Here is a 24264-nt window from a genome sequence, read left to right as displayed (position 1 = left end):
AGCACTGCTCTAACACGGCGAGCCGGTTAAGTATCTAGCACTGTGTTGGTGTACCGATAGGTTTTTATGCTTTCTCAGGTTGCTTTTACCAGCGGTAGTGTGCGAACGCACGGTTGGCTTCTGCCATCTTGTGAGTATCTTCACGACGCTTCACAGATGCACCGAGGCCATTTGCTGCATCAAGGATCTCATTAGCAAGACGCTCGATCATGGTGTTCTCACGACGCTGACGGGTGAAAGTAACCAACCAACGCAGAGCCAAAGTGTTGGCGCGCTCAGCGCGAACCTCTACTGGCACCTGGTAGGTAGCGCCACCCACGCGACGGGAGCGAACCTCAAGATCAGGCTTGATGTTGCCCAGAGCCTTCTCCAAGGTAAGAACTGGATCGGTGCCAGTCTTTTCCTTGCAGATTTCAAGAGCACCGTAAACGATGCGCTCAGCGGTGGACTTTTTACCGTCCTTGAGAACCTTGTTCACTAGCTGGGTAACAACCTGGGAGCCGTAAACAGGATCTTTAACGATAGGACGCTTTGGAGCTGCATTCTTACGCATTGATTACTTCTCCTTCTTTGCGCCGTAGCGGGAACGAGCCTGCTTACGATCCTTAACGCCCTGAGTATCAAGTGCGCCACGGATAATCTTGTAACGAACACCTGGCAAGTCCTTCACACGACCACCACGAACAAGCACCATGGAGTGCTCCTGGAGGTTGTGGCCCTCACCTGGAATGTAAGCAGAAACCTCGATACCGGAGGTCAGGCGCACACGGGCAACCTTACGCAGAGCGGAGTTAGGCTTCTTAGGAGTGGTGGTGTACACACGGGTGCACACGCCACGACGCTGCGGGGAGCCCTTTAGGGCTGCGGTCTTCACCTTTGCAGTCTTATCGTGGCGGCCCTTACGGACCAGCTGCTGAATAGTTGGCATAGCCGTCTTTCTCAATCGGTACTTTTCTTCAAAGCCGAAAACTTCGAAGAAGTTATCGCTTCATTATCGCCTAGTAAAACACCCAGCACCCCAAAAGACCCTAGACAAACAAAAATAGGGGCTCTTTCCGGGGCCGCTTCCGTGTTTCACGCATTTAGCCAACCCATTCTAACCAAAGAATGTGCAGCTCAAATACGGGCTCCCACCAAAAAATGTGGGACTAGATAAGCAGTTTAAACCAGCAGGCAGAATAAAGCAAGATTACGCTGGGTAAAAACTAATTAACTACATGCACAAAAACCTAAACAAAGTACCGATAAACACAGAACACCAATAAAACAAATACTAGCTTCACCCCCGACATGGAAATAAAGCCTTCCCGGAATACGGCTCTATGCATACCCTTGAAGTACCTGCCTTAGTACATGGTGCAACCGGCCGCGTAAAACTCTCAATTTCTACACCCCAGCCGAACGCCTGGCTAGACTACTAACCCAAAACCGTTGCAACGACCCCTAGAATCCACCCAATACAATAGAAACAGAAAAAGCCCGCCGTCATAAAAACGACGGCGGGCTTTTCGCTCAATTCATTAGGTTAAAAACCTAGAGTTTTTCTTAAGAACTCAAGTTCAAAAGAACACCCAGGCCAGCAAAAATCGGTGCCCAGTGAGCATAGAAGTTGAAAAACTCTGAAGCTGTAGAGGTGAAACCCTCCACGAAAATAGGTACAGGAATAGGGATCGGCATAAGCCACACTCCTTAAAAACGAGGGGATGAACTGGTCAAAATATACACAGTCCACTGAACGGTACCAGATTACCGTATCACTGCCTTGACTATCGCATGAATCTTAGCACTATGTCCCCATTACAAACAGGACTAAGTCAAACTAGCCAGGCGTCGAAAAGCAACCAGCGAAAACCTGTTGGATCACACTTCCCGCAGATAATCAAGGGTTTTGATTAGATTCTCACATTATGGCACAGGTTACTACCAATTAATAAAAATATGTTTATCCTTACCTTAAGTGTTTTGTACCACACGGAAGGTTCACTCCATGACACAAACATCCACCATCTCAAGCGTGCACCTAGGACTCAGCCAAGAATTACCCGTCATCGCACACAGCACTACCTCACGAGTTATCCTTAACAACGACATCCTGCGTGTTATCGAATTTACTTTTGACGCCGGCGAGCTACTTACCGAACATACTTCCCCCAAAGCCGTTGTTGTCCAACTCATCGAAGGCGAAATGAACTTTAACGTCAACGGTCAAACACACACATTCCTTCCCGGGGATGTTATCTATCTCGCTCCCGGCGAACCTCACGCGCTCACCGCCGTCACCGAATGCCGCATGAGCCTGGTTATGGTACACACCGACAAGCACTGCCTTGAGGCTAACAACGCCGATTCCGACAGCACCAACTAGCGCAATGACAACGCCAGCCTTAACCCGATCTGCACTTTTCAAGGAGTCTCCATGACCGACAAGAACTCACATGATTCTCACCTCCAGGGCCATTGGTTATTGGCATCGCTAGGAAAAACAGTGCTACGCCCCGGCGGATTAGGACTAAGCAAGCGCATGCTTGCCGCAGCCCATCCAACAAATACAGATGAGATCGTCGAATTTGGCCCTGGTGTTGGCAAAACTGCCACCTTACTTTTGGCAGCACAACCCGCCCGCTATACCGGCGTTGATCCCAATCCACAAGGACGTGCCGCTTTAGAAAAAGTACTTGATCAGTTCCCACAAGCAAGCGTTATTACCGCCGATGCTGCCACAACTGGCCTAGACGATAACAGTGTCTCCCTAGTAATCGGGGAAGCCATGCTTACGATGCTAAGCCCCCAGCAACGCCAAGCTGTTGTGGCCGAAGCGTTTCGCATACTTCGTCCTGGTGGTCGCTATGGGATCCACGAACTTGCCTTATCTCAACAAGCAAAAGATCCCGATGCAAAAAGTTCTCGTAGCGAAGTAGGAATTGATATTTCTAAACGCATTAAAGTCGGTGCTCGTCCGGAAAAACTCGATGCCTGGGCTCGTCTGCTTAGCAACGCCGGCTTCCAAGTGACCTGGACATCTACTGCCCCCATGCACCTACTCGAACCTTCCCGAGTGCTTGCCGACGAAGGCTTATTTGGCACCATCAAAATCCTTATTAACCTCATCCGACGCCCAGTCGCCCGGAAGCGAGTACTAGAAATGCGCGCTAATTTCCAAGAGCATAAGGATGAGCTTATTGCAGTTGCTTTAGTAGCTACCAAGCCAGCCGACTAACCCTTAGGGAAATTTCACACGCAAGGATCGCCGCAAATAAACAGACAAAGCAGTCTATAGATAACCTCACGTTTTACTTGTCATGAAAGTAAAACTTACACATTCTCGCCCCCTGTTTTTTATTTTTACCAAAACAGGGGGCATTTGCATGGGAATTATTAACCACTTCTTGAGCGTTGTACTACAACAGTGGGCACCGCATAGACATTTTTTCAAATAGAACCCTGCGTAAAATGCCTGGAAGATGCCCCCAAAAATAATTAAACGCATTGCTAATCGTAGAAAAAGTTGCTAAGTTTCTCTGAAAAGAATTTATTAGACAACTCTGTTCGCTATTAATGAACCAAACAGTTTAGGAGCACCATGACCACCACCTTAAACCCGCAAGAAACACAGGCACCACGGCGACGTTTACCCAACTGGATGACCAGTTTCGGCTGGCAAGTTTTTATCGGCTTAATCGTCGGTCTTGTCCTAGGGTTTGCAGCCCGTGGCGCAGCCGAAGGCAACTGGCTAAGCACCTCTCTTAGCGCCATAGGAAGTACCTACGTACAACTATTAAAGTTGCTTATTCCACCACTAGTTTTTGCCGCCGTTGTTACCTCGGTAGCTAATCTACGCAAGGTTACTAATGCCGCCCGGCTCGCTGTGTCAACCCTGGTATGGTTTGCAATCACTGCATTCTTTTCCGTACTTGTAGGCATCGGGGTGGCATTAATCCTACAACCAGGATCAAACACCTCTATTGATCCAGCTACCGCAGCTGATCCGAGCCGTACCGGAAGCTGGCTAGGGTTTATTCAATCCATCGTGCCAGCCAATATTCTAGGATTAAGCGCTGCCCAGTCTTCTACTGGAGCCATTGCACTGAATTTTAATGTGCTACAAATTTTAGTCCTCTCACTAGCAATCGGGATTGCCGCAGTGCGAAGCGGTAAAGCTGCCGAACCTTTTCTTGCTTTTACTGAATCCTTCCTCAAAATCATCCAAGAAGTGCTGTGGTGGATCATTCGACTTGCCCCCATTGGCACCGCCGCGCTTATCGGTAATGCAGTAGCCAGCTACGGTTGGGAAGCACTAGGAAGCCTAGGAAAATTCGTCTTTGCTATCTACGTTGGTCTTGCCCTAGTTATCGGCGTTATCTACCCAGTAGTACTACGTTTTGTTGGTATACCAGTTACTGAATTCTTCCGTCGCGTGTGGCCAGTAACTTCACTTGGTTTTGTTACCCGTAGCTCCATGGGGGTAATGCCGGTAACTCAACGCGTTGCAGAAGAAAATCTCGGCGTTCCTCGCGAGTACGCTTCCTTTGCGGTACCCCTAGGTGCTACCACCAAAATGGACGGTTGCGCAGCAGTTTATCCAGCCGTCGCCGCCATCTTTGTTGCCCAATTCTATGGCATTCCACTTGGCTTTACCGATTACCTACTTATCATCTTCGTCTCGGTCATTGGCTCTGCTGCTACCGCAGGAACAACGGGTGCTACCGTGATGCTTACGCTCACACTATCTACCCTAGGACTACCGCTAGCTGGCGTTGGCCTCTTACTAGCCATTGAACCAATCATCGACATGGGACGCACCGCAGTAAACGTGACTGGTCAAGCACTTATCCCAGCCGTTGTTGCCAAACGTGCCGGAATCCTCAACGAAGAAGTATGGCAGCGAGAACTTAAAGCAGCCGTATCCTAACCAATAGCTCAATAGCGAAAAGGTTAACTAGCAAATAGCGTTATGCCCTAAGGGTTCCCTAACCCCTAGGGCAATTTTTTACACCCCGAATACTTACAATGCAGCACTTATTAAGAACGCATTAAAAACACAATCACATACTTAAAATTTAAAAACAGCTCACATACGCACAAAAAAGGAATCGCATTTTATGGCTCTTGCACTTATTACTGGCTCCTATGGTGGTTTAGGCAACGCCTTAAGCATCGTGCATGCACGCACCGGTGGCGATCTTATTTTGGTTGGTCGCAGTCAAGACAAACTCGATGCCCAGGCTGCCACACTACGCCAGGCCTACCGCATCAAGGTGCATACCATTGCCGTTGATCTTTCCCAAGAGGATGCCGCTTACACTATTTTTGATATCTGCAGCCAAGAAAATCTGCTACCGGATTACCTCATTAATAATGCTGGCTTCGGCGGACAGGGTGATTTTGCTCGCGAGCGTAGCCTGGAAGCCGATATGTCGATGATTGCGGTCAATATCGAAACACCAACCCGACTATTAAAACTCTTCCTACCGGAAATGATTCAACGAGGTAGCGGCAAGGTACTCAATGTTTCTTCCATAGCAGCTCTTGCCCCAGGGCCTCTACAAGCAGTTTACTTTGCTACCAAAGCATATGTAACCAGCTGGTCAAACGCTCTAGCCAAAGAATTAGCGGGAACTGGAGTAAGCGTTTCCTGTTTTATGCCTGGTGCAATGGAAACTGGTTTTGCTCAAACAAGTGGACTTGACGATACTGACCTTTTTAAAAATGCGGTATCACCAGATAAAGCTGCCCAAGAAGCCTATAACGAGATGCTTAACGGGAAAATCAATATCTTTGCTGCGGTACGCACTTGGCAAAAACCACTACTGCCTCTCATATCAATACTCCCACGCAAGCGTGTGCTGGATTATATTTATCGACTCCAAAAACGCCACTAGGGCACTATGGACGCACACCTACACCTCGCGCCCCTAGGAATGGCTCAAAATAGCATTTTCATGACATACAGGTAGCACCTGCCATACTCAAGATCCCACTGTAGCGGTGGGATCTTAAATTTTTTCAGTTAGCTAGTTATTGTTACCCCACAACGTTTCTCGTCGTAACATCCACCCGCCATAGTGTCATTGCGAGAATTTTTAAAAACAACACAGTGCATTTATCTTCTGATTGATTTTATGAAATCAGTCACCACAAGAAAGCTCTCATTTTTGCCTGCGCTTTTAACTGTCTCTCCTGCGCAATACAATCCCGAACTAACTCACAGACACAATATATAGGGGTTGGATAAATGCGAATACGTTAGATATTGATATTTCTGTAATTACATTGCTGCAATTTCCGCGCTATGGTGTCCTACATGAGCCTGGAACCTATGACACCAATAAGTAAAAAATCTGCGCCTGTTCGCGCTGCGGTATCGTCGAAAAGCACTATCGACGAATACTTGCAGCGAGCCGACTGGCGAGTTAATGCCAATGCCAATCAGGATTATTCTGTCGGCGGCATGATTTTGAATGCGGCTGGAAAAGTAACCGCAAATTACTGGCTAGACGAAGTATTCAGCAAGGCTGCCGGGATTAGCCACCGCGAGGGTGATATTCACATTCACGACCTAGACATGCTCACCGGATATTGCGCTGGGTGGTCACTTCGCCGACTACTCGAAGAAGGTTTTGGCGGTGTTGCAAATACTGTGTCCTCTGCCCCACCTAAACACTTCGCCTCCGCGTGCGGTCAAGTAGTCAATTTCCTCGGCACCTTACAAAATGAATGGGCTGGCGCACAAGCTTTTAGCTCTTTTGATACCTACATGGCGCCTTTCGTTCGCCTAGATCAGCTCAGCTACGACGAGCTAAAACAGCACATGCAGGAATTTATTTTCAACCTCAACGTGCCTTCTCGATGGGGAACACAAACTCCTTTTACCAATCTCACCTTCGATTGGGTATGCCCAGATGATATTGCCGAGACCGTGCCTTTTATTAATGAGGAACCCTGCGATTTCAGTTATGGTGAGCTCCAGCATGAAATGGACATGATCAATCAGGCGTTCATTGAGGTTATGTCGCAAGGTGATGCCAATGGCCGCCCCTTTACCTTCCCAATTCCTACCTATAACATCACCAAAGATTTCGATTGGGACACCCCTAATGCCCAGGCATTATTTACTATGACCGCAAAATATGGGTTGCCTTATTTCCAAAACTTCATTAACTCAGATCTTGACCCCGGCATGATCCGCTCCATGTGCTGCCGACTACAACTTGATCTACGCGAATTATTAAAACGCGGAAATGGCCTATTCGGTTCGGCAGAATTAACTGGTTCTATTGGCGTAGTCACCCTTAACTGCGCCCGGCTTGGTCATCTCTATGCCGGTGACGAAGCTGGCCTATTAGCTAGAGTCGAAGAACTCGTTGCACTAGGCATCGATACGCTGGAACGACGACGCGCTTTTGTTCAGCGCATGCTCGACAAGGGACTCTACCCATACACCAAACGCTGGCTGCCAAGCCTGGATAACCATTTCTCTACCATTGGCGTTAACGGTTGTAATGAGATGATTCGTAACTTCACCCATGACCGCTATGACCTGACCGATCCACAAGGCCATGCCCAGGTTGCCCGACTACTTGATCGAATCAACGAACTTTTGGTACAAGCCCAAGAAGCTACTGGACACCTCTTTAACTTAGAGGCCACTCCTGCCGAGGGCGCTACCTACCGCTTTGCTCGAGAAGACATCGCCCGCTACCCCAATATCATTCATGCCGGTAGCACTGCTGAACCGTATTACACCAATTCCTCCCAACTTCCGGTATCACATACCCCAGATCCTTTCGAAGCCCTTACACTCCAAGAAGATCTGCAAACCAAATACACTGGCGGAACCGTACTTCACCTTTATATGGGAGCAGCAGTCAGTGATGGTCAAGCGTGCGCAAAACTTGTTCGACGCTCATTAGAGAAGTTCTCCCTTCCTTATGTCACCGTCACTCCTACCTTCTCCATTTGCCCAACACATGGCTATATTTCTGGTGAACATCCCCAGTGTCCACAGTGCAATACCGAAACCGAAATGTGGACCAGGGTCATGGGCTACTTCCGCCCTGTGCAGAGCTTTAATACAGGGAAAAAAGGTGAATTCCATGAACGCACCTACTTTGCAGAATCCCTTATCTAGTACCCGTCCAACCAACGAGCTACCCATTGCCGGAATCATACCTTTTTCGGCAACGGACTGGCCGGGAAAATTAACGGTAACCGCTTTTACCCAAGGGTGCCCATTACGCTGTGTTTATTGCCATAACCCCCAGTTGCAAGGTTTTGGCTCAGGTACGCATTCGATGGCTGAGTTTCTTACTCTCTTAAGTTCTCGACGTGGACTTATCGACGCCGCAGTTATCTCTGGCGGTGAACCTACCGCAGTTCCTGGTTTAGCAGATGCCATTGCTAGTATCCATGACCTTGGATTTCCAGTAGGGCTTCACACCTGTGGATATGCCCCGGCACGCATTGCGAAGCTAGTACGTGATCCCGCCACAACTCCAGACTGGGTTGGATTAGATATCAAAGCACTGCCGCGTCATATGCATGAAGTCACTGGCTGTTCGCCACGGGTAGCAACCTCGGTATGGGAATCACTACAGATTCTGCAAAAGGCAGAAGTTGAAATAACTTTGCGCACTACCCTCTGGAGCGACTCGGTCATTGAACGCAACCTTAATGAACTACGCTCATTAGTTAAAACGCATAGTATGGATACCTCTTCGGAATTAGTGATCCAATATGCGCGATCTAGTGATGGTAGCCCATGGCTACCAGAAGGATAGCCAATAAAAGTTTTTATTTGATCGCTTATGGTATTCCCGCATTGTTTGCTTATGCCCCGGCATGAGCGCACGATACGGGAATACTACGTACTGATACTAAATAAAAACTAGCCTGTTCCGCGTGCATTTAATACCAAGGATTTTATTTTCTTAACACTAATTAAAATTATGATCAACGTGATTAACGTATATCGATATTAGTTTTTCCTCATGTTGCACACATACAAGCTTGACCACGATATATCATATCCGCTTTTTATAATTATTATTGTGCGCAATAATAATCAATTAGTGTGACATGGTATTTTTCAGTCACATTTCACACCATAAAAAGCTTTTTACATCATAAGCTAAACATACATGCCCGACTCATACGAATAGTCTGGGAAATTCGTAAGCCAGCCGGGATCTTAAAAAATCACAACCGAAAGAACCGAAAGGCATACAATGTTGCCAACTATCCCGGCTCCCGATTACCCCACCCTCTTTTTCTTTGAACGTGGCGATTGGTGGGATTACCTCATGCTCATCATGGTCACAGCTGCACTTGCAACAACTGCCTGGTTGGCACAAAGAAGTAAGTGGGTAGTCCTCTTAGTTTTTGTAATTTCACCACTACTACTGACACTATTTTGGTGGCCTTATTCCACAGAAGGTACCGCATCTTCAGGATGGTTCGCCATTGTTAAACAATATTCAGCTTTGGCGGGATCTTTATGTTTAGTTGCTTTGCAATACACCAAAAAACTACGGCATAACTACTGGTATCTCACCATTCCACCGGTTATCCTCGCAGTTAATATTATGGAAGCAGTTGTGCGTGATTTCCAGGTTTATAGCATCCATGGCTTTGACCCCGAACAACATATGGTTATCTGGGGCGGACCATGGAATATAATAAACGGAATTGCCGGAATTCTTAATCTACTAGCAATTTCTGGTTGGGTTGGCATATTTGTCGCCAAAGGTAAATCTCGAGCAATTATCTGGGGTGATCTTACCTTTGGCTGGATTATTGCTTACGACGTGTGGAACCTCTCTTACTGCTACAACTGTCTTAGCGATCGCGCCTGGTATTCCGGGGTCGCGCTCTTGTTGTCCTGCACCATTCCGGTCTTCTTCAAATTTGGCCAAGGATCGTGGATTCAATTCCGAGCCTATACACTCACCCTGTGGTCTGCGGTTGTGCTCACATTCCCAGCTTTTACCGAAAGCTCAATTTTCGCTCATCGCTCAGCCCACAACCCAACGGCACTTCTTACCCTAGCTGTCTTATCGCTCGCCCTTAATATAGGAGTCTTTGGCTACCACATATACACAATTATTCGCCATCGTAGAAATCCTTTTACCCAGGAGATATACTCCGGCAGCAAAAACTACACAGCGCTTATTCGCCAGCATGCTAGCAATAAAGATCAAGATCGCATTGCTGCCCGGCTGGGTTCCACCCCAGAGGCTTTAGGATACCGAGAGCCTCTGGCAAATTCTATTGTGTACAATAATTAAAAATTAGTAGTGCAATAAACCCACACAAGCATTAAGTGCGTTGTGTACAATATTTATATTGTGCACAACGCACTTAAAAGAGCCTATTCTTTTGTAGTCTTACCCCAGCCTTTAAGGTAAGTACGCTCTTTCTTTTGTCTAATTTGTTCCTCCCACGAGAACTCAGGTTCTTGCCAATCCGTAAAATAATCCTCGTCAATTATCTCTGACCAAGGAGTCCCCGGACCAGTGGGTGGCCACTGAGGATCATCAGTTTTTGGTGGGCGAATTTCTGCCACTGCAGGACACTGACGTCCATATTGGAACCACTGGGTGTAGGTATCCTCAAACAACTCAGTGCCATCCCACCTACCAGCAGGAACTTTTGAACCAAAATAACGCCCACCTAAAACACCACGCATAAATTTTCCAATATGCTGCTGCTTTTTACGAAACTCCGCTACCCGCTTAATGTAAATATTTTGCATACGAGTCATACAACCGCCAACGAGTTCAATATTGACCCAATTAATTGCTTTCGGTAACGGCGTATTTGGCTCAAATCCAATTCGCCAATGGTTAATTAATCGAGTTCGCTCTCCTTTCAGCGGGATCATATAAAAACACCACGCCGCTGCGAAATGATCCATTGACGGATAGCGGAAAGCATATGATCCCGGCGCTGCTGGCGGATTTTTAGTATCAACCCACTGAACGAGGTATTTACCAGGAACAACATCAGCCCATTCCATTGACATGCCCTGGTAATCAAAGGCGGCAATATCACCAGGAACCATGGAATCTGGCTGTTGGAATTCTTCCTGCAACTCATAACTATTATAGAAAGGTAACCGCGCAAAAGTACGCTCAAGCCATTCTGAGGAAAAAGATCCAGCTTTATTAGCACCAATCTGTTTCAAAATCCGCCAGACAGCATAAGCCGGCGCATCAATATCGATCGCATAGGTAGAAGAATATCCATTGTCATAGTTAGCGTCGATAAGATCATCGCCGGGATATGTCCACGCTTGCTCTTCTGGAGTTGCTTTCCCACTAAGCTGACTAAATGCATACATTCCGCCAACTGTTGTTGCAGCTAACACCCCTATCCCCCATGCAGCATGCGCGCCAGTGATCGTACATTTTTTCTTCATACTTCGCTCAAACCACCTTAAGCTAGTTGTTCTTTAACAGAACACGCAAAATGTGTTCCCACGCTAGCCCACAGGCACATCCGTTAATTATCTATCACATACCCGCTAGTAATGTGCCCTATGTGCTAATAACCTCACTCTATCACTGAAATAATCTATGCTTGGTAAAATTTGGTTTGTTATATCCCACAATCGGAGGACTACGCAATGCATTCGCTCTTTCTCTGGGAGATAGGCACTCCTCTCGTTTACCTGACTTGGCTGATAGTTTTTATCGCTCAAGTAGCTATCTCGGAAATTAACCGTCGCTGGAATTGGACAATATTTTTCTTATGGACTTTCGGCGGCCTGGCACTTATGCCTTATGCCGCATTACATGGCACTCCCATGGTTGGCTGGTTTCCCTTTGGCAAATACGTCATTATGGTTGCCACAGCCACAATGACCGGTTTTCTACTGTGGTACGGCAAAAAGAACCCACTTAAAGCACACCGTTATGCCATATACTTCGGCATAGCACTATGGATCGGTCTAGCGGTAAACATTATGGAAGCTAATATCCGTGATGTCACAATTTTCTTTGAATCGCAACGTTACCTAGACTGCGCCGCAGATCCTACCTGCTTAAAAGCTATTAACGACACTCATGTCGGCATCGATATGATTAATGGCCTTCCAGAAACACGTGGAGTAAGCGCACCAGTGGGAAGTTCCGAATGGTATGCCGCAGTAGCAGCTAATTTCCATACTGCCGGCGTTGGCATCGACCCGGCCACCGGATTTCGCACTATCGGCGGATATTGGAATTTACTTACTGCAGCCGCAGGGGTGCTTAATATTATCACCATCACGGGCCTAGGAAAAATATTTATAACCTCTAATAAGCAACGGAAAGTACGTGGGCTTATTTGGGTCGATATGGTGTGGCCCTGGGTTATTGCCTATGACCTATGGAACCACGCATTTTTATACAACGCACTTGCCGACTACACCTGGTACTGCACCCTAGCACTATTACTAGCATGCACCATACCTGCTTTTACCTGGGCAAAAGGACAATGGATTTGGTTCCGTTGCTTTACCTTAATGTTCTGGATTGCGGCAAATAATCTTTTACCAGAGCTTTTGGTTCCGCCAAGTAATATCACCAATTTCTCTACAATGAATCCTACTGCAAATGCTGTCTGCGCCTGGGCTGCTTTCCTATTCAACGTAGGTTTATTTATCTACTGGTTGTACAAAATCTACACAACCAAACGAAATCCACTCCGCGATCCTTTGTACCCAGAGCTCAAAGAATTCCGTACTATTATGCGCGAACATGCCGACGATGCCGATAAGTATTTTGTTACCGACATGATTAAAGAAACTCCGGAAGAATTAGGTTTCGCACCTGATTCTCCTACCCCACCGGTAACTGGTTATGTAGGAAATATACCGTGGTGGCGCAGTGATAAACGTTATCCTAAACTTCGCACTCCACTAACTGCCGATCCTGGGCTCATAGCTAAGAAGATCTCCGCTGATCCTACCTGGGATGTCACATAGCACAGCTATATTTTCTTATTGTAGCCACCCACGTTGCTTCTTTGGGTGGCTACTTTTATGGCGATAAAAGCATAGAAAGCTGGGTTAACAACGTGTCTTTGTCGCTATAGCACTACCCACGCAATAAGGGTCTGACTTTTTAGGATTAAAAGTCAGACCCTTATCTAAAAGGCTTTAACCTAGCGCTAAGTTAACCAACTAGCGCATGTTTAAAGATCATAAGCCTCATCCAGTGGCACCGAGGCGCCAGTGAACTCGCCGTAACCGTCGTCACCGTAGATGGAATCACCATAGGTTGGAATCGAGTAAGCCGCATTACGTGCTGCCTCGGTTGGCTTTACAGCAATATTGCGGTAACGGGCAATACCGGTACCAGCTGGGATCAGCTTACCGATAATCACGTTTTCCTTTAGACCAATGAGCTTATCGGAGCGCTTGTTAATAGCGGCATCGGTAAGCACACGAGTGGTCTCCTGGAAGGACGCAGCCGATAGCCAAGACTCGGTAGCCAAAGAGGCCTTGGTGATACCCATGATCTCACTGCGCAGCTCAGCAGGCTGACCGCCAGCTGCAATAGCCTCAGAATTAGCTGCCTTAGCCTCCGAAAGATCAACCAAGGTACCAGGTAGGAACTCAGTAGAACCGGATTCAATGACCGTACCGCGACGCAACATCTGGCGAATAATAATCTCGATATGCTTATCGTGAATCGCCACACCCTGTGCACGGTAAACTGCCTGCACTTCGTCAACCAGGTGCTGTTCCACGCCACGACGACCCAAAACCTCAAGCACATCATGTGGATCAGCTGGACCACGCAGCAAACGATCACCGACATCAACGTGATCGCCTTCTTGCAGCGTGCGTTCGATCCATGCCCCTGGGTTGGATTCCATTGGCACGCGCACGGTTGCTAGGCCCTGACGCTTGGACAGTTTCTCGTACTCAACGATATCTGAACCGTCGTCTGGAGTAATCGATAGGGTCCAGAAGTTGCCTTCATCTTCCAAGTGAACCGTACCAGCTACCGAAGCAATAGGTGCCCGGTTCTTAGGAATACGAGCCTCGAAGAGTTCCTGAACACGTGGCAAACCGCCGGTAATGTCGCCACCGACACCACCCTGGTGGAAGGTACGCATTGTAAGCTGAGTACCTGGCTCACCAATCGACTGTGCAGCAACAATACCAACTGCCTCGCCAATATCAACCAATTGGCCAGATGCCATGGACTTGCCGTAGCACTTAGCGCACACGCCGGTAGCGGTTTGACAGGTTAATACCGAACGAACCTTGACTTCTTCAATACCCTGAGCAACTAGAACGTCGATAAGCTCATCGCTAAGGTTCGCACCTGCTGACACGATAACCTCATCGCCGGATTTCACATCCGTTGCTACCACACGACCAGATACCGAGGTCTCAATAAGTGAGTGTGCTCGGTAACCAGTGATGTTGCCTTCTGCGTCCTTAATAGCCTCAGCTACTGGAACGCGAATACCCTGGCGAGTGTTGCAGTCCTCTTCGCGGACAATAACATCCTGAGCCACGTCGACTAGACGACGAGTCAAGTAACCGGAGTCGGCGGTACGCAGCGCGGTATCGGCAAGACCCTTACGCGAACCGTGAGAGTTGTTGAAGTACTCAAGCACCGATAGGCCTTCACGGAAGGAGGTCTTAATCGGACGGGTGATGTAGTCACCCTTCGAGTTCACAACCATGCCCTTCATGCCAGCCAAGGTCCAAATCTGACGCATGTTACCGGCAGCACCGGACTTCACGATCATCGGAATTGGGTTGTCATCTGGGTAAAGTTCCTCGACGGCCTTACCAACGGTATCGGTTGCGTCCTTCCACAACTCAACAAGGCGATCATAACGCTCACGCTCAGTTAGCGCACCCTGCTCCCAGTACTTGCGTTCAATCTTGCGTGCCTCGGACTCATAAGAATCCAAGATCTCATCCTTGTTAGGAAGAACCAGCACGTCAGACATAGCAATGGTCACGCCAGATCGGGTTGCCCAGTAGAAACCGGCATCCTTCATCTTGTCCATGGTCTGGGCCACGGTAATCATTGGGTACTTAGCGGCGAGATCGTTAATCACGTCGCCAAGCATGATCTTGTCTGAGCCGCCGCCCTTACGCACCATGACCCCCTCAAGGTATGGGTAATTCCATGGCAAGAGGTCATTGAACATAACTCGACCCAAGGTGGTATCTGCCAACCAGGCCTGGCCTTGCTCCCAACCATCGGGGAACTGCTCAGCTTCAATATCTGCTGGCGGACGCAGGTGCGAAATACGCACCTTGATCTTAGCCTGTAGACCAAGTACGCCACGGTCATAAGCCATAATTGCCTCGGCGTAGGAAGAATAGACACCTTGTGCCACAGCGGTATCGGTTGCTGGTGTATACACACCCTGGCCGCCGTACTCTTCTACTGTCTTGTCCATCGTCAGATAGTACAAACCAGTAACCATGTCCAAACGTGGCATGGCCAAAGGCTTACCGGATGCTGGCGAGAGAATGTTGTTGGAGGCAAGCATAAGAACGCGTGCTTCTGCCTGTGCCTCGGCGGATAATGGCAAGTGAACCGCCATCTGGTCACCGTCGAAGTCGGCGTTAAAAGCTTCACAAGCTAGTGGGTGCAGCTGAATAGCCTTACCCTCAATGAGTTTCGGCTCGAATGCCTGGATGCCTAGGCGGTGTAGAGTCGGTGCACGGTTGAGCATCACTGGGTGTTCAGCAATAGCTTCTTCCAAAACATCCCACACCTCAGGGCGCTGACGTTCCACCATGCGCTTAGCAGACTTAATGTTTTGCGCGTACTCATTTTCCACCAGTCGCTTCATAACGAATGGCTTGAATAGCTCAAGTGCCATCAACTTAGGCAGACCGCACTCGTGCAGCTTCAACTGCGGACCAACGATAATAACCGAACGACCCGAGTAATCAACACGCTTACCCAGCAGGTTCTGGCGGAAACGACCCTGCTTACCCTTGAGCAAATCGCTCAAAGACTTCAGTGGGCGGTTGCCTGGACCGGTTACTGGACGTCCGCGACGACCATTATCAAAGAGTGCGTCGACAGATTCCTGCAACATGCGCTTTTCGTTATTCACGATGATCTCAGGTGCACCCAGATCAATCATGCGCTTCAAGCGATTATTGCGGTTAATCACACGACGGTACAGATCATTGAGATCTGAGGTGGCAAAACGGCCACCGTCAAGCTGCACCATTGGACGCAACTCAGGCGGAATAACCGGAATGCAATCAAGCACCATACCTGCAGGATCATTACCAGAACGCTGGAAAGCTGCAACAACTTTCAAACGCTTCAGGGCACGCATCTTCTTTTGTCCCTTGCCGCTGTTAATGATCTCGCGAAGCTCCTCAGCCTCGGCATCAAGATCAAAATTGCGGATCAGCGTCTGGATTGCCTCAGCGCCCATACCACCGGTGAAGTAATCCTCATAGCGATCGACGAGCTCTTCATAAATGCTTTCGTCGATAATCATCTGCTTTGGTGCCAGCTTTAAGAAGGTCTGCCAGATTTCTTCTAAGCGATCAATCTCACGCTCGGCGCGCTCACGGATGTGCTGCATTTCTTTTTCGGCAGCGCTTTGTACTTTGCGACGAGCATCTGCTTTTGCGCCCGCAGCCTCTAGCTCAGCGAGATCTTCTTCTAGCTTCTGAGCCCGAGATGCGATCTCAGACTCCATATCCGCCTCAACGTCTTTCTTCTCCAAAAGCATTTCTGCTTCCAAAGTAGTGCGGTCGTTATGGCGTGCCTCTTCATCAATGCTGGTGATGATGTTGGCGGCGAAGTAAATAATGCGCTCAAGATCCTTTGGCGCTAGGTCAAGCAAATAACCCAGGCGGGAAGGAACACCCTTGAAGTACCAGATGTGAGTTACTGGTGCAGCAAGCTCAATGTGTCCCATTCGCTCACGGCGCACCTTGGACTTGGTCACCTCAACGCCACAGCGCTCACAAATGATGCCCTTGTAGCGAACACGCTTGTACTTACCGCAAGCACACTCCCAGTCGCGGGTAGGACCAAAGATACGCTCGCAGAAAAGACCGTCCTTTTCTGGCTTTAACGTACGGTAGTTAATAGTCTCCGGCTTCTTGACCTCGCCTTTAGACCAACGACGGATGTCGTCGGCAGTTGCCAGGCCGATGCGGAGCTCGTCGAAGAAGTTGACGTCTAGCACGTAACTCCCTTTCCCCTCGATTATTCAAGGGATAGTTGTGAATCTTGTTTGACTAAAGTATCCGTTACCTGGTTTTATCTGCTTCGAGAAGAAAATAAAACCAGAAAACCTTGGCGTTAAGCGATGTCCGCGTCGGAACGCTCGTCACGAGACAGGTTGATTCCAAGGGAAACTCCTGCCTGGTCGTAATCGTCGTCATCGGAACCGGACAACTCCATTGGGGTGCCATCTGCAGAGAGAACTTCCACATTCAGACACAGTGACTGCAATTCTTTGAGCAGCACCTTGAAGGACTCTGGAATGCCTGGGTCAGGGATGTTTTCACCCTTGACAATGGCTTCATAGACCTTCACACGACCCACCACGTCATCGGACTTAATGGTTAGTAGCTCCTGCAAGGTGTAGGCGGCACCATATGCTTGCATTGCCCACACCTCCATTTCGCCGAAGCGCTGACCACCGAACTGAGCCTTACCACCAAGTGGCTGCTGAGTAATCATGGAGTATGGACCGGTGGAACGAGCGTGGATCTTCTCGTCAACCAAGTGGTGCAGCTTCAAGATGTACATGTAGCCGACCGAAACTGGGTATGGGAATGGCTCACCGGAACGACCGTCGAAAAGCTGTGCCTTACCGTCGGAGTCAACCATGACATCACCGTCACGGTTTGGACGAGTATTGCCCAGCAGGCCTTTCAGCTCATCATTAGAAGCACCGTCGAACACTGGGGTAGCTGTCAAAGTGCCTGCTGGAACCTCATAGAGATCCTCTGGCAGCATCTTCATCAGCTCAGCATTGGCTGGGTCTTCGGTATCAATCTTCCAACCAGCAGCAGCTAGCCAACCAAGGTGAACTTCAAGCACCTGGCCAATGTTCATACGACGGGGCACACCGTGGGTGTTCAAGATGATATCCACTGGGGTGCCATCTGGCATAAATGGCATATCTTCCTGCGGCAAGATCTTACCCACAACACCCTTGTTGCCGTGGCGGCCAGCGAGCTTATCGCCGTCCTGAATCTTGCGCTTTTGGGCGACATACACGCGGATCATCTCATTGACACCCGGTGCTAGATCGTCATCATCCTCGCGGGAGAAACGACGCACACCGATAACCTTGCCGGTTTCACCGTGTGGCACCTTCATAGAGGTATCGCGAACCTCACGTGCCTTCTCACCAAAGATGGCACGCAGCAAACGCTCTTCTGGGGTGAGCTCGGTTTCGCCCTTCGGAGTGACCTTACCAACAAGAATATCGCCGTCACGAACATCAGCACCGATGCGCACAATACCGCGCTCATCGAGATCGCGCAGTACGTCCTCGGAAACGTTAGGGATTTCCCGAGTGATTTCCTCGGCACCAAGCTTAGTGTCGCGGGCATCAATCTCGTGCTCCTCAATGTGAATCGAGGTCAGGATATCCTCTTCTACCAGGCGCTGATTCAAGATGATAGCGTCCTCGTAGTTATGGCCTTCCCATGGCATGAAGGCGACCAAAAGGTTGCGTCCCAATGCCATTTCACCATTGTGAGTACCAGGACCATCAGCAATAACCTGGCCAGCTTCAACGCGATCGCCAATGTCGACCAAAGGCTTCTGGTTGTAGTTGTTACCTTGGTTGGTGCGCTCAAATTTACGCAACAAGTAGGTATCGCGAATACCAGTGTCATCCATAATGGTGATGAAGTCAGCAGAAAGGTTTTCTACCACACCGGACTTCTTGCTAATCACCATATCGCCAGCGTCATACGCAGCACGCAGCTCCATACCGGTACCCACAAAAGGAGCCTCGGAACGTACCAGCGGCACAGCCTGGCGCTGCATGTTTGCGCCCATCAAGGCACGGTTAGCGTCGTCGTGCTCAAGGAACGGAATCATAGCGGTTGCCACAGAAACCATCTGACGTGGTGAAACGTCAAGATATTCCACAGCTTCTGGGCTAACAACCTGAATATCACCGTTCTTCACGCGAACAGTCACACGCTCAGCGGTAATACGGCCTTGACCATCAACTTCAACGTTGGCCTGACCAACCACGAAGCGATCTTCCTCATCTGCGGTGAGATAATCAATCTGGTCGGTGAGCACACCATTTTCTACCTTGCGGTATGGAGTCTCAATAAAGCCGAAATCATTAACTCGAGCATACGAAGCCAAAGAACCAATCAGGCCAATGTTTGGACCTTCGGGAGTCTCAATAGGACACATACGGCCATAGTGCGAGGCGTGCACGTCACGCACCTCAATGCCGGCGCGCTCACGCGACAGACCACCTGGGCCGAGTGCAGAAAGACGACGCTTATGAGTCAAACCAGACAGCGAATTGTTCTGATCCATAAACTGCGACAGCTGCGAAGTACCGAAGAATTCGCGAATGGCAGCAGAAACCGGACGAACGTTAATCAGCGAGGTAGGAGTAATTGACTCAGCGTCCTGGGTGGTCATACGTTCACGCACAACACGTTCCATACGCGAGAGGCCAACTCGAACCTGATTCTGAATGAGCTCGCCAACAGTACGCAGACGACGATTACCAAAGTGGTCAATATCGTCGGTCTCGACTGGAATGGTGACACCTTGTGGCGAAGTCATTGAATGCTCACCAGCATGCAAGCGCACCAAGTATTCGATGGTGGTAGCGATGTCTTCTTCAGTCAGAGTCATCAAACCATCATTATCGCCACCAAGACCCAGCTTGCGGTTAACCTTATACCGGCCGACCTTGGCTAGATCGTAGCGTTTCGCCCTAAAGAAGGAGTTGTCGAGAAGCGACTGTGCCAAATCACGGGTTGGCTGCTCACCTGGGCGCTGCTTGCGGTAGATCTCCAAAAGTGCTTCATCGGTATTGGCAACACCATCAGCTTCTAGTGTTGACATCATGATTTCGGAGAAACCAAAACGTTCAACAATTTGTTCGGTAGTCCAACCGAGAGCCTTCAGTAGCACAGTCACTGGCTGGCGGCGCTTACGGTCGATACGCACACCAACGGTGTCACGCTTATCGACGTCAAACTCCAGCCACGCACCGCGAGAAGGAATAACCTTCACCGAGTGCAAGGGGCGTTCAGTGGACTTATCAATCGACTGATCGAAGTACACACCAGGTGAACGCACCAGCTGAGAGACCACAACGCGCTCGGTACCATTCACGATGAAGGTACCTTTATCTGTCATCATCGGGAAATCGCCGATAAAGACAGTCTGCGACTTGATCTCTTGGGTTTCGTTGTTAATAAACTCAGCGGTCACATATAGTGGCGCAGAGTAGTTGATGTCCTTGTCTTTAGCTTCGTCGACAGTGTTTTTCATGTCTTCGAAACGTGGCGCGGATAGCGACAGGGACATATTTCCAGAGTAATCCTGAATTGGCGAGAGCTCTTCGAGGATATCCTCAAGTCCGCTTGTTACGCGAACACCCTCGCCCAACTCCTCTTGCTTGCGGGCGCGCCATTCGGGGCTGCCGATTAACCACGCAAAAGAGTTAAGCTGTACATCAAGAAGCCCCGGGACCTCGATAGGTTCCGTAATTTTCGCGAACGACTTACGTTCGGTAGCCCCAGGGATAGTGGCCTTGGTCTGGCGGGAGACTGCCAAGATGGGTCCTTCCAGCACCTCACGCGGATGGCAGCCCCGCAATATTGGCTGCCAAAACCGCTGGTAAATGAGCAATTCGGTCTGCTAAGAAATGCCTTACCTAGATAGCACGGAATGACCTTGTCAAGTCGATGATTTTCGATTTCGAACTCACCAAGCGATCAAGGTCAAAAAATACTACTAGATTTGCATTCCAGCGCAACGATACAGCCTATACCTTTAGGCCAGGTTTGTAAAGGCGCTTTAATTGTTCAGCCGAAAAAAATCAAATTCCAGCCAAAAATCCCTGCTTATTCGATTATCCTTCAGTTGCCAATCGACGACGACCTACCAAAAATGCTCCGGCCATGCCGATAATGCTCAGCACAATACCAAACCCAAGGACAATGTAATTAACCAAACGGAAGGTGTGTCCATCCGACACGCCAGAAGCCTGAACTAACAACGCCTGCGCATCTTCGGCAGCAAGAGAGCCCTGAAAAAGCAATGCTTGTTCAAGCTTTTTTCCCTGCTCATCGCCATAGTAATCATCAATATTTTCGTGCCAATCAACAATTAAGCCGGTTATTTGATCCACATATAACTCACGAGTACCCGAGTGATATAAATATGCTGTTTGTGCTTCACCGTCGACGTCCACCTCGATAGTATTGGCAACCGAGTTATAGTTGCGAGCAACATTGATTGGCTCGATTTCTTGCACAAAGCGATAAACTGTGCGACCGTCTCTTTGCTCAGCAGCACTAAATACTGCGGGAATACTCTGTCTAGCAGTGACATCGAAAATGTCATAAGAGGTTTGCTGCGTATCGACGGGAAACTTTAGCCACCCACCAGAAAGTTCGACCTCTTGGGTAGGACTAGCCAACTGATCTGCTACCACTGCTGCACTTGTTGACTCACCAGAAACCCGATCAAAGGAATATGACCACACCGAAGCCGTACTCAAACGCTCATTTTCCGACTGCATACTCGTGCGCATATCCGTATAGCCCACGCGAACCGTTGCCGTGTCATTATCACTCGGCGGCAAAATGGTCATATGCAGCTGACGAGTAAAAGGCACCTGAATAATCTGGCCATTATGGATAAGACGAGTCGTCGCACTATCGTCGATAAGCCTAAAAGTGGTTTTTTCTAAATCCAAGGGCATCCGCGCATCCGCATCAATCACGCGTGGCGCAGCAATCCCCCACGCCACTAAGGCTAAACCTAGCCCAAGAACGATAACCGAAAGAATGCGAGAAGTAGGCAGCATGATTTGCATGTTACCTGCGGGTTAAAAATGAGTCGAAATTTCCCTTGAAAACTGGTTGGATACCAAGAACAAAAATAAGCCCTTTGTTACTGCTAATCTGCTGCGATAACACGATACTAAAATCCTCTTTTTGCCCTAGGGAAAAAACAAGATTTTTTATAGTGTTTCCGGATGCACAATATCACCGGTATTAATGTTATGTACTTTTTTAACAGTAAGTACTAGCCCGAGAGCAGAAAAAAGCATCATAAAGCCGGCAACTGCCCAGGGAATAATCGCCTGCGGTTGAGTAATGAGGGCAAGATCGAGTAGATACCCCATTGCTAAGGAACTTATCATCACTGCAAAACCACCAAAAGAGTTCAGCACCCCAAAATATGTGCCGAGATTTTGCTCTTGAGCAATCACCCCAACGAGATCCCGTGAAACTGGAATTGCAATCATTTGTCCCACATGCAAAAGCGTTAGCATCAGTAGTGATGGAAGTAACGCAGCAAGCCCAGGCAGCGGAGTAAAAATCGCGCATACTCCTAACAAGAAAAAACCAATTCCTTGAATAATAGTGCCTGCCGAAGTAGCCATAGCAATATTAAGTTTCTGTGCCCATGTTGAAAGCGGCATTTGCACCACGATCGTCAAAATACTGACATAGGCAAAAAGCCAACCAAGTGCGCCCTGATGCCCGGTCACCCGATGCAATTCCACCGGTAGCCCTAAATACATCAGATTATAGGCCACCAGGTTTGCCGAGTAGGCCACCCCAAAAATAATAAATAATGGGTTGCGAATAACCTTATTCAGACCATCAAAAAGCGATTTTTCACGCACAGTCTCAATATTTTTAACCACAAAAGCATGGGTGATAAAAATGGCACCAAAAATGACCGCACCGATAAGCGCCACCGTCTTAAACCCAAAAGGTATCAGCAACGCACCAAGTACCGGACCTAACACCGACCCAATATTCAAAAATAGCGAGTCAAGGGCAAAAATATCCGCTCGGCTCATTCCACCACGTGATTGAGCACTGCTAGCAGCTAGGGCAGCTTCCACCGCAGGTGAAAAAAGAGCAGCACCAAAGCCGATAAGAATCACACCAACCATAAGAGTACTTACCGACGTCGATAAACCTGCCGCAGTAAACCCCGCAATACGAATAGCAATACCGGTAAGCAGAATCGGCTTCATACCAAAACGATCTGCTAAAGCTCCGCCCAAGAAAAACATGCCCTGCTGGCTAAAGGTTCGCACACCCAGCACTAGACCAATCATTGCGCCACCAAGCCGCAAATCCTCTGACATATACACAGCCAGAAAAGGAACCACAAGATAAAAACCAATATTAAAAAGCATTTGCGTGCTTAGCAGTAATTTAAGCTCTAGAGAAATTTTAGAAAACCGACGTGCCTGTGTTCGCAGCGAATAATCAGTGTGGTGCACGGCGGGGGTCTCCTTAATAAATGAACTAGCTCAAAATGGGCTTGGCTCATGGTGAATAAATGAGGTCGTGATTTTCCTAGGGCAAAAATCACTGTACTGAATATGCAGCCTCAACTGGTAACGAGAACACAGTGTTTGTCTTCACTGTCTTAGTGCACACAACAGTGAGTAAAGGAAAAATTTTATAGCCACCATACCGCCGCCATACGCTAGCGGCACATGAAAAACTCCCGTCCCACAATGCGGGAACGGGAGTTGAAATGCTTAGAATAAGCGGCAGTATTACTTAAGGGTAACCTTTGCGCCAGCCTCTTCGAGCTTAGCCTTAGCAGCCTCAGCATCGTCCTTGCTTGCACCCTCAAGGATAGCCTTAGGTGCGCCCTCAACGAGCTCCTTAGCTTCCTTCAGGCCTAGGCCGGAAACGATCTCGCGGACAACCTTAATTACGCCAATCTTCTTAGCGCCTGCATCCTCAAGAACAACGTCGAACTCGTCCTTCTCTTCCTCAGCAGCAGCGCCTGGAGCAGCAGCGCCAGCAGCAGCAACAGCAACTGGAGCAGCAGCGGTGACCTCGAAGACCTCTTCGAATTCTTTAACGAACTCGGAAAGCTCGATGAGGGTCATCTCCTTGAAAGCCTCAATGAGCTCGTCCTTGGTGAGCTTAGCCATAATGGTATTCCTTTCGGTTTTGACTCAAAGCCATCATATGTGTTCAGCTTTGCGCCATTTTTAAGTGTTGTGTAGTAAAACGTTGCTCTATGTTCTCTATGCGCCGGCAAAAACCAACAGCAA

16 protein-coding genes are annotated in these 24264 nt (G+C 48.6%); 8 read left to right on the top strand and 8 right to left on the bottom strand.

Annotated features, from left to right (window positions below; translation table 11 throughout):
- Positions 1 to 85: 85 nt before the first annotated feature.
- Positions 86 to 553 carry a 30S ribosomal protein S7 gene (gene rpsG, locus UL82_RS01480; RefSeq protein WP_046438626.1) on the bottom strand — a complete coding sequence of 156 codons (468 nt, stop codon included), beginning with the start codon at positions 551 to 553 and terminating at the stop codon, positions 86 to 88.
- Positions 554 to 556: 3 nt separating this feature from the next.
- The gene (gene rpsL / locus UL82_RS01475; protein WP_025251882.1) at positions 557 to 928 is read right to left on the bottom strand and encodes a 30S ribosomal protein S12; all 372 of its coding nucleotides are present in this window, start codon (positions 926 to 928) and stop codon (positions 557 to 559) included.
- Positions 929 to 1987: 1059 nt separating this feature from the next.
- Here rpsL and UL82_RS10770 point away from each other — a divergent pair.
- From UL82_RS10770 to UL82_RS01440, 7 genes are all read left to right on the top strand, one after another.
- Positions 1988 to 2365, top strand: coding sequence for a cupin domain-containing protein (locus UL82_RS10770; protein ID WP_083966379.1), 378 nt, complete (start codon positions 1988 to 1990; stop codon positions 2363 to 2365).
- Positions 2366 to 2416: 51 nt separating this feature from the next.
- The gene (locus tag UL82_RS01465; RefSeq protein WP_046438624.1) at positions 2417 to 3217 is read left to right on the top strand and encodes a class I SAM-dependent methyltransferase; all 801 of its coding nucleotides are present in this window, start codon (positions 2417 to 2419) and stop codon (positions 3215 to 3217) included.
- Positions 3218 to 3580: 363 nt separating this feature from the next.
- The gene (locus UL82_RS01460) at positions 3581 to 4909 is read left to right on the top strand and encodes a dicarboxylate/amino acid:cation symporter (protein WP_046438623.1); all 1329 of its coding nucleotides are present in this window, start codon (positions 3581 to 3583) and stop codon (positions 4907 to 4909) included.
- Between the two features lie 190 nt (positions 4910 to 5099).
- Complete coding sequence (locus UL82_RS01455; RefSeq protein ID WP_046438622.1) at positions 5100 to 5879, top strand: SDR family NAD(P)-dependent oxidoreductase; 780 nt, start codon at positions 5100 to 5102, stop codon at positions 5877 to 5879.
- A 437-nt stretch (positions 5880 to 6316) separates the two neighbouring features.
- A complete protein-coding gene (locus tag UL82_RS01450) occupies positions 6317 to 8128 on the top strand; it encodes a ribonucleoside triphosphate reductase (protein WP_046441053.1) in 1812 nt (603 codons plus the stop codon).
- Entirely contained in the window at positions 8094 to 8777 is a 684-nt protein-coding gene (locus tag UL82_RS01445; protein ID WP_046438621.1) for an anaerobic ribonucleoside-triphosphate reductase activating protein, read from the top strand. The genes UL82_RS01450 and UL82_RS01445 overlap by 35 nt, the downstream gene beginning before the upstream one ends.
- Before the next feature lie 447 nt (positions 8778 to 9224).
- On the top strand, positions 9225 to 10283 hold the full coding sequence (locus UL82_RS01440) for a DUF5692 family protein (protein WP_232009501.1): 1059 nt from the start codon (positions 9225 to 9227) through the stop codon (positions 10281 to 10283).
- 83 nt (positions 10284 to 10366) lie between these two features.
- Here the strand turns inward: UL82_RS01440 and UL82_RS01435 are convergent, their stop codons facing one another.
- Positions 10367 to 11416, bottom strand: coding sequence for a hypothetical protein (locus tag UL82_RS01435; RefSeq protein ID WP_126316364.1), 1050 nt, complete (start codon positions 11414 to 11416; stop codon positions 10367 to 10369).
- Between the two features lie 207 nt (positions 11417 to 11623).
- Here UL82_RS01435 and UL82_RS01430 point away from each other — a divergent pair, with 207 nt between their 5' ends.
- Complete coding sequence (locus UL82_RS01430; RefSeq protein WP_046438620.1) at positions 11624 to 12964, top strand: DUF5692 family protein; 1341 nt, start codon at positions 11624 to 11626, stop codon at positions 12962 to 12964.
- Positions 12965 to 13173: 209 nt separating this feature from the next.
- Here the strand turns inward: UL82_RS01430 and UL82_RS01425 are convergent, their stop codons facing one another.
- The 5 genes from UL82_RS01425 to rplL all read right to left on the bottom strand — a co-directional run bounded on the left by UL82_RS01425 (position 13174) and on the right by rplL (position 24141).
- Complete coding sequence (locus tag UL82_RS01425) at positions 13174 to 17181, bottom strand: DNA-directed RNA polymerase subunit beta' (protein ID WP_046438618.1); 4008 nt, start codon at positions 17179 to 17181, stop codon at positions 13174 to 13176.
- A gap of 116 nt (positions 17182 to 17297) precedes the next feature.
- Positions 17298 to 20792 carry a DNA-directed RNA polymerase subunit beta gene (rpoB, locus tag UL82_RS01420; RefSeq protein ID WP_083966490.1) on the bottom strand — a complete coding sequence of 1165 codons (3495 nt, stop codon included), beginning with the start codon at positions 20790 to 20792 and terminating at the stop codon, positions 17298 to 17300.
- A gap of 280 nt (positions 20793 to 21072) precedes the next feature.
- Entirely contained in the window at positions 21073 to 22032 is a 960-nt protein-coding gene (locus UL82_RS01415) for a DUF3068 domain-containing protein (RefSeq protein ID WP_046441046.1), read from the bottom strand.
- 156 nt (positions 22033 to 22188) lie between these two features.
- A complete protein-coding gene (locus tag UL82_RS01410) occupies positions 22189 to 23472 on the bottom strand; it encodes an MFS transporter (RefSeq protein WP_052735836.1) in 1284 nt (427 codons plus the stop codon).
- A gap of 282 nt (positions 23473 to 23754) precedes the next feature.
- The gene (rplL, locus tag UL82_RS01405) at positions 23755 to 24141 is read right to left on the bottom strand and encodes a 50S ribosomal protein L7/L12 (RefSeq protein ID WP_046438617.1); all 387 of its coding nucleotides are present in this window, start codon (positions 24139 to 24141) and stop codon (positions 23755 to 23757) included.
- Positions 24142 to 24264: the final 123 nt, after the last annotated feature.

The organism is Corynebacterium kutscheri (assembly GCF_000980835.1).
GTDB classification, from domain to species: Bacteria; Actinomycetota; Actinomycetes; order Mycobacteriales; family Mycobacteriaceae; genus Corynebacterium; species Corynebacterium kutscheri.
Note: the sequence above shows the minus strand (reverse complement) of the source record. Positions and strands in the feature narration are given on the sequence as shown.

Coding starts and splice junctions, on each gene's coding strand:
- UL82_RS01435 (WP_126316364.1), bottom strand. CDS start 11,416: ATGAAGAAAAAATGTACGATCACTGGCGCGCATGCTGCATGGGGGATA.
- UL82_RS01450 (WP_046441053.1), top strand. CDS start 6,317: ATGACACCAATAAGTAAAAAATCTGCGCCTGTTCGCGCTGCGGTATCG.
- UL82_RS01415 (WP_046441046.1), bottom strand. CDS start 22,032: ATGCTGCCTACTTCTCGCATTCTTTCGGTTATCGTTCTTGGGCTAGGT.
- rpsL (WP_025251882.1), bottom strand. CDS start 928: ATGCCAACTATTCAGCAGCTGGTCCGTAAGGGCCGCCACGATAAGACT.
- UL82_RS10770 (WP_083966379.1), top strand. CDS start 1,988: ATGACACAAACATCCACCATCTCAAGCGTGCACCTAGGACTCAGCCAA.
- UL82_RS01455 (WP_046438622.1), top strand. CDS start 5,100: ATGGCTCTTGCACTTATTACTGGCTCCTATGGTGGTTTAGGCAACGCC.
- UL82_RS01460 (WP_046438623.1), top strand. CDS start 3,581: ATGACCACCACCTTAAACCCGCAAGAAACACAGGCACCACGGCGACGT.
- UL82_RS01440 (WP_232009501.1), top strand. CDS start 9,225: ATGTTGCCAACTATCCCGGCTCCCGATTACCCCACCCTCTTTTTCTTT.
- rplL (WP_046438617.1), bottom strand. CDS start 24,141: ATGGCTAAGCTCACCAAGGACGAGCTCATTGAGGCTTTCAAGGAGATG.
- rpsG (WP_046438626.1), bottom strand. CDS start 553: ATGCGTAAGAATGCAGCTCCAAAGCGTCCTATCGTTAAAGATCCTGTT.
- UL82_RS01445 (WP_046438621.1), top strand. CDS start 8,094: ATGAACGCACCTACTTTGCAGAATCCCTTATCTAGTACCCGTCCAACC.
- UL82_RS01465 (WP_046438624.1), top strand. CDS start 2,417: ATGACCGACAAGAACTCACATGATTCTCACCTCCAGGGCCATTGGTTA.
- UL82_RS01430 (WP_046438620.1), top strand. CDS start 11,624: ATGCATTCGCTCTTTCTCTGGGAGATAGGCACTCCTCTCGTTTACCTG.